Origin of the sequence: Chitinibacter sp. GC72 (genome assembly GCF_009760905.1) — a bacterium.
GTDB lineage: Bacteria > Pseudomonadota > Gammaproteobacteria > Burkholderiales > Chitinibacteraceae > Chitinibacter.
Genome location: NZ_VIRW01000011.1, coordinates 1 through 12457, shown reverse-complemented (window position 1 = coordinate 12457; position 12457 = coordinate 1). Strand labels below are relative to the sequence as shown.

11 protein-coding genes and 1 pseudogene are annotated in these 12457 nt (G+C 54.4%); 5 read left to right on the top strand and 7 right to left on the bottom strand.

What is annotated here, in order from left to right; all coding sequences use genetic code 11:
* Positions 1 to 239 precede the first annotated feature (239 nt).
* The 5 genes from FLS37_RS10480 to FLS37_RS10460 all read left to right on the top strand — a co-directional run bounded on the left by FLS37_RS10480 (position 240) and on the right by FLS37_RS10460 (position 6021).
* Positions 240 to 1379: an imelysin family protein gene (locus tag FLS37_RS10480; RefSeq protein ID WP_157669879.1), complete on the top strand. Its 1140-nt coding sequence runs from the start codon at positions 240 to 242 to the stop codon at positions 1377 to 1379.
* A gap of 68 nt (positions 1380 to 1447) precedes the next feature.
* Positions 1448 to 2875, top strand: coding sequence for a di-heme oxidoredictase family protein (locus tag FLS37_RS10475; RefSeq protein ID WP_157669878.1), 1428 nt, complete (start codon positions 1448 to 1450; stop codon positions 2873 to 2875).
* Between the two features lie 87 nt (positions 2876 to 2962).
* Positions 2963 to 4093 carry an imelysin family protein gene (locus tag FLS37_RS10470; protein WP_157669877.1) on the top strand — a complete coding sequence of 377 codons (1131 nt, stop codon included), beginning with the start codon at positions 2963 to 2965 and terminating at the stop codon, positions 4091 to 4093.
* A 56-nt stretch (positions 4094 to 4149) separates the two neighbouring features.
* Complete coding sequence (locus FLS37_RS10465; RefSeq protein ID WP_157669876.1) at positions 4150 to 5214, top strand: DUF1513 domain-containing protein; 1065 nt, start codon at positions 4150 to 4152, stop codon at positions 5212 to 5214.
* A gap of 69 nt (positions 5215 to 5283) precedes the next feature.
* Entirely contained in the window at positions 5284 to 6021 is a 738-nt protein-coding gene (locus FLS37_RS10460) for an ABC transporter substrate-binding protein (protein WP_157669875.1), read from the top strand.
* Between the two features lie 141 nt (positions 6022 to 6162).
* On the opposite strand, the gene FLS37_RS10455 is transcribed toward FLS37_RS10460, so the two are convergent.
* The 7 genes and pseudogenes from FLS37_RS10455 to FLS37_RS10425 form a co-directional block, all read right to left on the bottom strand.
* The gene (locus FLS37_RS10455) at positions 6163 to 8427 is read right to left on the bottom strand and encodes an arginine/lysine/ornithine decarboxylase (protein WP_157669874.1); all 2265 of its coding nucleotides are present in this window, start codon (positions 8425 to 8427) and stop codon (positions 6163 to 6165) included.
* 110 nt (positions 8428 to 8537) lie between these two features.
* The gene (locus FLS37_RS10450) at positions 8538 to 9149 is read right to left on the bottom strand and encodes a prepilin-type N-terminal cleavage/methylation domain-containing protein (RefSeq protein ID WP_198314581.1); all 612 of its coding nucleotides are present in this window, start codon (positions 9147 to 9149) and stop codon (positions 8538 to 8540) included.
* Positions 9149 to 10411 carry a PilX N-terminal domain-containing pilus assembly protein gene (locus FLS37_RS10445; RefSeq protein ID WP_157669872.1) on the bottom strand — a complete coding sequence of 421 codons (1263 nt, stop codon included), beginning with the start codon at positions 10409 to 10411 and terminating at the stop codon, positions 9149 to 9151. Before FLS37_RS10445 ends, FLS37_RS10450 begins: the two co-directional genes overlap by 1 nt.
* 2 nt (positions 10412 to 10413) lie before the next feature.
* Positions 10414 to 11037, bottom strand: coding sequence for a PilW family protein (locus FLS37_RS10440; protein ID WP_157669871.1), 624 nt, complete (start codon positions 11035 to 11037; stop codon positions 10414 to 10416).
* On the bottom strand, positions 11027 to 11563 hold the full coding sequence (locus tag FLS37_RS10435) for a Tfp pilus assembly protein FimT/FimU (protein WP_157669952.1): 537 nt from the start codon (positions 11561 to 11563) through the stop codon (positions 11027 to 11029). The genes FLS37_RS10440 and FLS37_RS10435 overlap by 11 nt, the downstream gene beginning before the upstream one ends.
* A 145-nt stretch (positions 11564 to 11708) precedes the next feature.
* Positions 11709 to 12029, bottom strand: a pseudogene (locus FLS37_RS10430) (transposase); the annotation flags it as partial.
* Positions 12030 to 12072: 43 nt separating this feature from the next.
* Positions 12073 to 12457 (bottom strand): integrase core domain-containing protein (locus FLS37_RS10425; protein WP_157669870.1); only part of this gene is annotated, 385 nt, incomplete at its 5' end.

Genomic DNA, 12457 nt, shown 5'->3' with positions numbered 1-12457 from the left:
CGGTAACAGCGCTTGGTCAGCGCGGCTGTGTAAAAATTCACACAAGTGAAACAATTATGTCACGCTTTGGCTCTGCCCGCTTCATTGCCTGCTTACTGGCTGGAAAGAACACAGAACAATTTTGGTTTTGCTATTAATTGAGAACGACTCTTGTTTGTGTTATCGTTCCGGTCATTGCGGGTCGTCAGTTGTGCCGCCTATTTAACTCCCACTGCATGTTTTGATTGGAGCTGTAGAAAATGAAAAAAATCGCGATGGCCTTGCTGCTCGGCGTAGCTGTATATTCCACCGGTGTATCTGCCACTGATGTAGATCAGCAGCAGGTTGTGAAGCAATACTCTGTGCTGGTATCTGCAAGCTATCAGGATAGCCTGAGCAGTGCGCGCGATATGCAGGGCAAAATCAACGCCTTTCTGGCTGCGCCATCGCCCCAAACGCTGAAAGCGGCGCAAGCGGCGTGGCTGGAAGCACGTGAGTGGTATGGTCAGAGCGAAGCATTCCGTTTTTACGGCGGGCCGATTGATTCGGAAACCGGGCCTGAAGGCTTTATCAACGCCTGGCCGCTGGATGAAGCCTATATCGATGGCGTTAAAGGCAAACCCAAAGCCGGCATTATCAATAGCAAGGCCGCGATCACCGAGGCCAAATTGCGCAGCCTGAATGAGCGCGGCGGCGAAGAGAACATCGCCACCGGCTGGCACGCCATCGAGTTTTTGCTCTGGGGCCAGGATTTAAGCCGCGATAGCGCCGGTCAGCGCCCATTTACCGATTACACCACCGCACCGAACGCCAAACGCCGTGGTGAATACCTGAAATTAGTTACGCAAATGCTGGTGGATGACTTGGCCAGCGTAGAAAAAGAATGGCAGCCCAATCAGCAGAATTTCCGCGCCCAGTTCGAGCAGGGCGGCAATGACAGCATCAAGAAAATCTTCACCAGCCTGGGCACGCTGAGCCGTGGTGAGCTGGCGGGCGAGCGCATTGAAGTGGCGTTGGATACGCAAAATCAGGAAGACGAGCATTCATGCTTCTCGGATAACACGCACCGCGATATCGTCAGCAATGCCAAAGGCATCCAGAATGTCTGGGAAGGCCGCTTTGTGCGCCGCAGCGGCGAAGTGGTTGCCGGAGCCAGCCTCAAGCAGCTGGTTGCGCAGAAAAGTGCGGCAGTTGCCGATGCGGTCAGCAGTGATATGGCAACGAGCGTCAAAAACGCCGAAGCAATTGTGGCTCCGTTTGACCGCGAAATCATTGGCAAAAAAGACGCACCGGGCCGCAAACGCGTACTAGCCGTGGTCGACGCGCTGAAAAACCAGACCAAAAATCTGGTTGAAGCCGCCAAAGCACTGGGGATCAAACGCCTGAATACCAGCGTTTAATTGAGCCTACTCACCGCAGAAAACCCCAGTTCAGCAGGACTGGGGTTTTGACGTTCAAGGATATGAAGATGAATAAGACATTCGGCCTGATTGCCAGCCTGCTGGCGGGCTCGGTGCTCGCTTTCGAGGGCGCGGCTTTGCTGGCGCTGTACGATCCGGCCGAGGAAGCGCCCGGCGGTGAAGTGGGGACGATTGATGATCATGGCAAAAATGCCTTTTCACTGCCGTACCCGGGTTTGTCGGATCGGCAAAAAACCGATTTTGTCGTTGGCAACTCGTTTTTCAAAAAAGCCTGGGTTGAAGCGCCGTCGTCCACGACGGCACGCGATGGGCTGGGGCCGCATTTTGTCGCTCAATCTTGCGGGGCCTGTCACGCGCTTGATGGCCGTGGTGCGCCGCCTGATTTTAGCCGTGGCCTGCAAACCGATCTGCGCAATCCGGCCGAGCAGCCGATGGCGCTGCTGATTCGGCTGTCGATTCCGGGTCAACCGTATCCGAAGCCTGATCCGGTCTATGGCGGGCAGCTGAATAACCGCGCGATTCCTGGCGTTAAGCCGGAAGGTAAAGTGCATATCCGCTATGAGCCGGTGCGCGGGCAGTTTGCCGACGGCACGCCGTATGAATTGCTCAAGCCCACGTACAGCATTGCGCAGCTGGCATATGGCCCTCTGCATAAAGACATTATGCTCTCCCCCCGTATTGCCCCGCAGATGATAGGGCTCGGGCTGTTGGAAGCAATACCTGAGGCTGACATTCTGGCCAACGCCGCACGTCAGCGTGCCGAGGGCAAGGGCATCGCCGGGCAGCCCAATTATGTGTTTGATGATTTTGCCAAACAAAAAATGCTTGGCCGCTTTGGCTGGAAAGCCAATGTGGCCTCGATTGCGCACCAGACGGCAGGCGCTTTTCATGGCGACATCGGGATTACTTCGCGGATTAATCCACGGGAAGACTGCATGCCCGCGCAAAAAGATTGCCGCCGTGCGCCCAGCGGTGGCGCCGTGCGCCAGCCGGAAATCGACGATAAAACGCTTAATCAGGTGATTCTGTACTCGCAAACGCTGGCCGTGCCCAGCCGCCGTGCGCCGGATAGCGCGGCGGTTTTGCGGGGCAAGCAGATTTTCAGCGAGGCCAACTGCGTGAGCTGCCATACGCCCAGCTATCAAACTGCCGAATTCAAAGCCATTCCGCAGCTGGCCGGGCAGACTATTTTTCCGTACACCGATTTGCTGCTGCACGATATGGGCGAAGGCTTGGCCGATGGGCGTCCGGACGGGCGCGCCAATGGCCGCCAGTGGAAAACGCCGCCGCTCTGGGGGCTGGGGCTGATTAAAACGGTGAATGGCCATACCCGCCTGCTGCACGATGGCCGCGCGCGCAATATGCTCGAAGCCGTGCTCTGGCACGACGGCGAGGCCAAGGCCAGCAAAGATTACGTGCTGAAACTGAGCGCGAAAGATCGGGAAAATCTACTGACTTTCCTCAGTTCGCTGTAAGTAGATGGCCACCGTTTTCAGGCAAGGCGAAGTCACGATACATGAAAACTCTGGATTGAGTACTTAACGCTTTAAAAGGATGTACTGATGTCATTTTATGTAAGTAATCAGGCAAAACTCCCCGCACTGCCTTGGTTCGCCTTGCTGTACGAATTGTCTTGCTTTCGGCTTCACTGCCTTGTGCGAAAACTTTCGGCCAGTTACTTATTGATTTTGCTGACCGCCCTGGGGGTGCAGGGCTTTGCGATAGCGGAATCTTCTGTGGCGAGTGAGAAGCAGAGTGACGATCTGGCCGCTGCGAGCGAGCCTGATCCGCGCTGGGCGCAGGGCTGGCTCGATAGCGGCTATTTCCCGCGACATCAGGCCTTAACGCGCGCTGCCGATCAACTGGCTGCCAGCAGCGCTGCGCTGTGCGCCCAGCCAGATGCCGCTGCGCTCGCGAGCGCCCGGCAAGCTTGGTTGGCGACTAGCACCGCCTGGCGCGCGCTCGATGGTGCGCCCGCAGGCCCCATGGTGCTGGCTCGTTTGGGGCGCAAGATTGATTTTCGTCCGCTACGCCTGCCCGAACTCAATAGCGCCATCGCGGGCGGTGAGGGCAATGTGGCCGCCCAAGGGCTGGCCGCTGTTGAATATTTGCTGTGGGGTGATGAGCGTGCAGCGCCCAAGGTGGTGCTGGCAGCGCTGAAAGCTGCGCCAGCGTGCAATTATCTGCAGCGTATCAGCGCCGATATTGCCCGCGAAACGCATGCGCTGGACGAGGGCTGGCAGCTGTATCGCAGCCAGCTGGCCGCCGACAATCCCTTCTTCCGGCAAAACATGTTTTCCGAACACGTGAATTTGATGCTCGCCAGCCTGACCAGTCTGGGCAAGCGCGTGCCCACGGGCAGCAGCATTGAAGCAAGTCAGTTGCCCGAGTGGCGCAGTGGCAGTGCCAAAGTGCAAATGTTGGCGCAATTGCAGGGTGTGGCCACTGCCAGTGCGGGCATTGCCGATGATCTGCAGCGCCATGGCGAAGGCCGTCTAGCCACCGCCCTGCAGAGTGATTTGCAGCAGGCACGTCAGCTATGCAGCCAGCTGGCCGAGCCGCTGGAGAAAGCCAGCGCCAGCTCGCGTCTGGCGTGTAATAAATCCATCGGGCAAATTAAAAAACGCCTGCAGGACGAAGTGGCCGAAAAGCTGGATTTAACGCTGGGCTTTACCGAAGGTGACGGTGATTAATGGTGGTGATTAATTGTGCTTGATGGTGCGCACATGCCGCGAAAGCGGGGCACAGTATGAATCGGCGACATTTTCTGCAGCTGAGCGTGCTGGCCTTGCCGCTTGCCGGGTTCGCCCACGCCAGCAAAGCGGATCTTGCTGTGAGCCCCCGTTTGCTAAGCGCCTATTGGGGCGATGACGGACAAGGGCTGGTGCTGCCGCAGCAGCGAGCGAGCATCGCCCTGCCGGGGCGCGGCCATGCGATTGTGCCGCTGCCCGATGGCGAAGCGCTGGTGGTTAGCCGCCGTTTGGGGAGCTGGCTGGCCAAAATCAGCTGGTGGGATCAGCAATTGCTGCAGCTGGTTGACGCTGCGCCGGATCGGCACTTTTTTGGCCACGCGCTGCGTGGCGCGGATGGCGATACGCTGCTGCTGACCGAGAATGATGACGACAGCGGGGCAGGGCTGGTTGGCGTTTATGATGCTCAGAGCCTGCGTAAATTATCCGAAATACCCTCGTATGGTATTGGCCCGCATGAGCTGCTATGGTTGAGCCCTGGCAAGATACTGGCCGTGGCCAATGGGGGCATCCTCACCTTGCCCGAAAGCGGGCGCACCAAGCTGAATCGCAGCAGCATGGCGCCCAACCTTAGCCTGATTGAATGGCCCAGCGGGCAGTTACTGGCGCAATACAGCCTAGCCGACAAGGCGCTGAGCTTGCGCCATCTGGCGCTGGCCGCGGATGGCACGTTGGGCATTGCCATTCAGGCCGAATATCTGAGCGCGGCGCAACACCGTGACGCACCGCTGCTGGCCATCTTGCGCCCCGGCGCTGACGCACTGCAGCTGGCCGGGCAAAAAACCAGCCTGATGGGCTACGCCGCCAGCATTGCCGCGCATGGCAATGAGTTTCTGATCAGTGCAATGCGTGGTAATCAGCTGGCGCGCTGGCGCAGCGACGGCAGCGCACTCGAGAGTCTGCCTGTGCCCAGACCAGCCGGAATTGTGAGCGATGGTGCCTCGGTCTGGCTGAGCAGTGAAGCGGGTAGTCTCTATAGGTATAGCCAGCAAGATCAATCTATCGCTGAGCTAGCGGGATATACCCATAGAAAATGGGATAACCACCTTAGCCTGGCCATCTGAAGCAGATTTCATGGTGGAACAGGCTATATTTGAAGCACTTTACCTTTCCACCCCGAGTGATCTGCCTTGATGCGAATAGCGATTGTTCTGGCTGTTTTATTGCCTGCTGCCACTTGGGCGGAGCAGCCGCTGGTGCTGGTCAGCGACCCTTGGTGCCCGGTGGCGTGCGCGGCGAGTGATCCACGCCCCGTTTATGTGGTCGAGATTGCCAAAGCGGTATTGGAGCCGGCTGGTTATCGCATTGATTACCAGATCGTCCCTTTTGCCCGCGCCGAGGCCATGACCAATAGTGGCGATGCAGCAGGCTTTATTGGCGTGCTAAAACTGCCCAAACGCCAGCACTGGGCGTTTCCCGAGCAAGCGCAGGCGCAATCTCGCGTGTGTTTTTATACCCGTGCCGATAGCCGCTGGCATTACGCTGGGGCCGCATCACTAAAAAATCAGCGCGTGGGCACCATTCGCGGCTATAGCTACGGCACGGAAATTGATGGGGTATTGCGCCACGCGAAGGTCGATCAGGTGAGCGGGTTGAATGGTTTCAAGCGTGGGCTGGCCAAGCTGCAGGCCAAGCGGATTGATGCCGTCGTCGAGTACGAGCTGGTGGCGCAATACCAGCAGTTTGCCAGCAACGCATTGCTGCGCAATGCCGGGTGCAGCCAGATGGCCGATCAGCTGTATTTGGCTTTTTCCCCCGCCCGCAGTGATGCGCCGCAACTGGCCAGAATACTGAACGAAGGTGTGCAAAGACTGAAAAAAACCGGCGAGCTAAAGAAAATACTGCAATCCTATGGCATCAACGAGCCATAAACGCAGCGTATCCCCGCGCCCACAAGAAGAAAGCCCCGCTGCGATGCAGACGGGGCTTTTATTTAGGATGCTATTTAGCTCATCAACCAGCTCGCCACCCAGCTTGTGAAGGTAGCGGCTTGTGTGCTGGTTTATCCGGCTTTAAACGCGGACGCAGTCGACAAAGTAGTGCGTGCCGCTATCGGTTTTCTCGGCCACCAGACCGTGCGTGTACGTCTCGAAGCCCGGGAATTTGCCGTTAAACGCGCGGACAAATTTCAGGTAATCAACGATGGTTTTGTTGAACACTTCGCCCGGCACCAAGAGCGGAATGCCTGGTGGGTAAGGGGTCAACATCACGGCGGTAATGCGGCCTTCGAGCTCGTCGAGCGCTACGCGTTCGATTTCCTTATGCGCCATCTTTGCAAACGCTTTTGACGGCTTCATCGCCGGAACGATGCCCGATAAATACATTTCGGTCGTCAGTTTGGCCACATTGTTTTCGCGGTAAATGCCGTGAATTTGCTGGCACAAATCGCGCAAGCCGATGCGCTCATATTGCGGGAATTGCACGATGAATTCCGGCAATACACGCCATAGCGGCGCATTTTTATCGTAATCATCTTTAAACTGCTGCAGCGCCGTCACCATGGTGTTCCAGCGGCCTTTGGTAATACCGATGGTAAACATAATGAAGAAGGAGTATAGGCCGGTTTTCTCAATCACCACGCCATGTTCAGCCAGATACTTCGCCACAATCGCCGCCGGAATACCCTGATCGGTAAAGTCGCCATCCACATTCAGACCCGGCGTTAAAATTGTCGCCTTGATCGGGTCAAGCAGATTGAAGCCTTCGGCAATATCGCCAAAGCCGTGCCAGTTTTCACCCGCTTTGAGCATCCACGCATCGCGGTGATCCAGTCCTTCGTCGGTCAGATCATCTGGTCCCCATACTTTAAACCACCAGTCGCTGCCGTATTCTTCGTCCACTTTGCGCATTGCGCGGCGGAATTCCAGCGCTTCGGCGAGTGATTCTTCCACCAGTGCAGTGCCACCCGGCGCTTCCATCATCGCCGCAGCCACGTCACACGACGCGATAATCGCGTACTGTGGGCTGGTTGAGGTGTGCATCAGATAGGCTTCATTGAATATATCGCGGTCGAGTTTATTGTCGGTCGCGTCTTGCACCAAGATTTGCGAGGCCTGCGAAATCCCCGCCAGCAATTTATGCGTCGATTGCGTCGAGAAAATCATCGAATCTTTACAACGTGGGCGGTCTTCGCCAATTGCGTGGTAATCGCCGTAGAAGTCGTGGAAAGCTGCGTGCGGCAACCAGGCTTCGTCAAAGTGCAGCGTTTCAATCACGCCATCCAAGAGTCCTTTGATTTCTTCGACGTTGTACAACACGCCATCGTAAGTCGACTGCGTAATCGTCAGTACGCGTGGTTTGATGTCTGGGTTTTCAGCCAATTTCTCACGGCAGAATGGGTTGGCCAGCATTTTTTGACGAATTGATTCTGGCTCGAATTCGCTGCGCGGAATCGGTCCGATAATGCCGTAGTGATTGCGTGTTGGCATCAGGAAAATCGGCACCGCACCAGTCATCATGATCGCGTGCAGAATCGATTTGTGGCAGTTACGGTCAACGACGACGATGTCGCCCGGCGCAACGGTTGAGTTCCACACGATCTTGTTTGATGTAGAAGTGCCATTGGTCACGAAATACAAATGGTCGGCATTAAAAATACGCGCCGCGTTGCGCTCGGACGCGGCAACGGGGCCGGTGTGATCGAGCAATTGGCCGAGTTCTTCCACCGCGTTACACACGTCGGCACGCAGCATGTTTTCGCCAAAGAATTGGTGGAACATCTGGCCAACTGGCGATTTCAGAAACGCCACGCCACCCGAGTGCCCCGGACAATGCCATGAGTAAGAGCCGTCTTGCGCGTAATTAGTCAGCGCGCGGAAGAACGGTGGCGCAAGGCTGTCGAGGTAGGATTTGGCTTCGCGAATAATGTGGCGCGCAACGAATTCAGGGGTATCTTCGTGCATGTGAATAAAGCCGTGCAGCTCACGCAATACGTCATTGGGTATATGACGCGCGGTGCGGGTTTCACCATACAGATAGATCGGAATATCCGGGTTGCGGCGGCGAATTTCTGCGACGAAAGTGCGCAGGTGCTCGAGCGCATTTTGCGTTTCTTCAGCCGAGCCGCCACCAAACTCTTCATCGTCAATCGACAGGATAAAACCGCAAGCACGGCTTTGCTGCTGCGCGAACGAAGTCAGATCACCATAGCTGGTATAACCCACCACATCCGTACCCTCGGCCTCAATGGCCGCCGCCAATTCACGGATACCGGAACCGCTGGTGTTTTCCGAGCGGAAGTCTTCGTCAATGATGACGAGGGGGAAGTAAAAGCGCATGGTAATTCCCAATTTAGACATCTGAAAAAGAAAGAAGAGGGCTCAATGAGCCCCCTTGTTTTTGTGCCAGTATTTTACCCCACTATCCAGTCACCGTAATGAAGTTTCTGTTATTCACAGAGCCCTTCATCCGACCAGGCATTTTGCCAAGCCCAACCTGTGCCGGGTGCATAGGGGCCTCCGGTAGTGCACCAGCCACCAACAGTACATTTGTATTTTCGGCCCAGATTTCTAACAAAGCCGCCTGTGGCATAGCTGCTGCCATCCACATAAGTACTGGCCGTGCAGGGCGCTGGGGTGTTGGAACTGGGGGGCATGGTTGGGACGGACGTGGCGGTCGCCGCGACAGCGACCACACCAATTTGAGTGCTAAATGACATTTCCTGCTTAACGCCAGTAACGTCTGTCCAGCAGACATACACCGACATATCTTTGATATTGGTCGTGCCTGCCACATTGGCTACGGTCCAAATTCGATGCGGACTTGGCTGGTTGCATCCCCCAGGCGTGGTATCTGCGCCGCTGATCACTTGGGCAAAATCAAGTGCGCGGTAATTATCGATGAGTTGCTGTGCGCTGGCCATGGCCTTGGCGCGGTCATTACTGTAGCGCACGCTTTTATACAGATTGCCATTAAATCCAGCCAATGCCAAAACGCCAATCGAGAGTATGGCCACCGAAATAAGCACTTCAAGTAAGCTAAAGCCCATATTCCGTTGCATCAGAAATCTCTCCATGAACCGAGTGTTAAATTGGATTTAACCCCGCTACTGCCAGCGGGTACTTTCGTATATCGAGTGTCGGCCGTCACATTAAATGAGAGATTGGCTGTAACATTACCCGCAAACGCAGCGTTGCCAATGGCATGGAATGCTCCATCCAATGAGCTGCCAGTGTTGCCCACGACGTAAAGTATGCCGTACATTGAGAATGAGGCACCTACTAGATTTAAGTCGCCACCAACGATGAGCTCTAATCCCTTCGGGAAGGAGTATCCAGCCCAAGGGGTCGCGGCTGTAATGTTTAAATCACCAGTAATATAAATTTGACTCAATCCCGCATCGGTGCAAGTTTTTAAATTTGCTTGTGTGGCATTGCCAGTAATGTAGCAGGCGGTTTTTGTGCTGGCAGTACTAGCAGCCAGCATTTGCGCTTGTTTGGTTGCTTGTGTGGTGCCCCAGTATTTTTGGAAATGGGCATCTTTACCAGTGGAACCCGTAACTTGATAGGGCGGATTGTAGTTGCCCGCATCGCCAGCATTACAGCTACCACTTTCACAACCAATCACATCGCCGAGAGAGCCGCTGGCTGACCCTACTGAAATGCCGCAATCAAAGCCAGGCATACTGTCGACCAGGCCGTGAACGCTGCCGCCACTCACTACTGTGAGACTGCCATTGATATCCAGTGGGCAAATGGCCGATGCACCCAGTGTGAAATCGGTTGCCACAAAGGCTTCTGCATAAGCCTCATTGCAGTTGGTGCTATCTGAGCAGCCTTGTGAAATCAAAGTGAATTGATTGGGCGTGCCAGTGGAGGCAATAAAAACCTTATAGCCTTGGCTGATGTTATTCAGGGTATTGCCTGCATTATCTTTCGGTTTGGCTAGTGCGACAGTCATCGCTGGCTTGCCCGTGCTGAAGTTATGGCTGTATTGACCATCTGTCGTATTTAAATAGCCTTGGCTGTTCAGCGTGTTGGCATAAGCTGATTTGAGAGTGATCGTTGATCCACTTTGGCTGAAGTATTTATTCCAATTGCTGTCGGCGTCGCTGCCAGCGAGTTGACCCATAAAGGTCGCTAGGCCCGATTGCGCTGCTTCGAGGGCTTGAGCCTGCTTGAACTCATTGGTGGCGCTACGCTGCTCAATAATCACCGAGCGATTGGTATACAGCGTCATAATGGCAAGCACTAGCAAAATGATGACTGATACCAATAAAGTAGCAACACCACGTTGGTTGTTGGGGCTGTTAAGACTTCGCATGCTTATGTTCCAGACGTCACTGAGCCCGAATTGGGCGCGTTGGGTAAAACAATCTGTAAATTAATCGGCAATTTAACCGTTATATCATTGCTCAGACGAGACTCGAGGCTAATAAGAACCCGCGGCCGATTACCATTCCCAAAATAATCAATTTGAAAGCTCGTGATTTCCACATTGCGGGCTGATGTTACTTCACTCCAATCGCTAGACAGGCTGCACGTGTTATCTGTGCCTGCGGTTTTCATGTAAATTTTGCCATCGGTATGCAATAGAAACCCGCTGTTACGTAAATTGGCGCGTTCATCTACGTAGCGGTAAATTATGCAGTTATCCTTAGCAAGGCTGGAAACGGTTTTGCCTACCCATACTGTACCAACGGTTGTTTTTGTAGCCGCCGTACTGCTTTCTGGCCGATAGCCCGCACGGCGAATATCGCGCTGCATCAGCGTGGTGGTGCTGCGAATATCCTGCTGCAATTTGCTTTGGGACAGCAGCGATTTGCTGGTCTGCAAAGTGCTCAAGAAATATCCAAAAGCGGCACCTACCACAAGAAGCCCAAGCGCTAGTGCAACTAAAATTTCAACCAGCGTAAAGCCGCTTTGCTTTGAAGGATGTCTAGCAGGCATTGGGGTATCCGCCTATTTTCTTTGTACCACTTGGCGAGCTGATACATACCCCACCAATAATTGTTAGTTTGATCTGCGCTAGGTGTGTGCTATTGGCAATAGCGATATTTTGAGTACTTGCTAAAGTGCCAAAAGTATTAGATACGGGTAAGCCTCTTATCGCATCAAAAATCAGCCGGTCAAATTGCCCTGAAGTCGGGCTAAGGCTCACTGCGGAGGTAGAAACCTGCTTGACTTCGCAATAAGCACTGCTGCTGATATCTGTGACCGTGCAATTGCAGTGCGCCCCACGTGCGCTCATTCCATAACAACTGCTTTGGACGTTCAGGTAGATGGGGCTATTGTTCCGAATAGCTTCGGACCTAGCCATGATTAGATCTTGCGCCATATTTTCGGTCACTGACTTCACGCGTGTTGTATTAACAAACGACATCAAGTTTGGCACTGCAATCGCTAGCACGATCCCTAAGATGACGACCGTAATCATCATCTCGATGAGGGTTAAACCACGTTGAGAAGCAAGCATGCTGATTCGTAAGGGTTAATGTCGCTCGGATTATTGCAGAAAAAAAGCCTCAGCTTACAAAATTTGGGCTGAGCGGTAGCAGGTGGGAGCAGAGCGGTAAGAAAGGAAAGGGTGTGCAGAATTTTGTGTAAATCGGCCTCGTTGATTACTGAGGAAGTCGTTCCTCAAACTGGATAGTAAACCGGGTTAGCGCCGCTTTCCAATCCCGCAGTGGCATCGTCCATTTCTGGCTGATATTACGCAGCGCTAGGTAGAACAATTTCAGCAACGCTTCGTCGCTCGGGAATGAGCCTCGGTTTTTCGTCAGCTTGCGCAGGCTCATGTTCATCGACTCAATCGCGTTGGTCGTGTAAATCACCTTGCGAATTTCCGGCGGGAAGTCAAAGAAGGGAATCAGCTGCGCCCAATTGCGCCGCCAGGATTGGCTGATCGGCAAATATTCTTCATCCCAGCGCGCTTCAAATTCAGGCTGAATCGCACCGGGTTTCGCGGAGGCTATTTGGTTTGAGTCAGATCAACATGGCCTGCTCGCTTTGGTTGCGATAATAGTTTGCTTCTGCTTCCGCAGGTGGGATATGGCCAATCGACCCAAGCAAACGATGGTGATTGAACCACGAAACCCATTCCAATGTCGCTAGCTCCACAGATTCTAGGCTTTTCCACGGACCTAAACGATGAATTACTTCCGCTTTGTAGAGCCCGTTAATCGTTTCGGCTAGCGCATTGTCGTAACTATCACCCGTCGTACCCACGGAGGGCTCGATCCCTGCTTCAGCCAATCGTTCGGTGTAGCGAATCGACACATATTGCGACCCGCGGTCGCTGTGATGAATCAGCGCCTCACGCTCTGGCTGTCGCGCCCACAACGCCTGCTCTAATGCATCCAGCACAAAC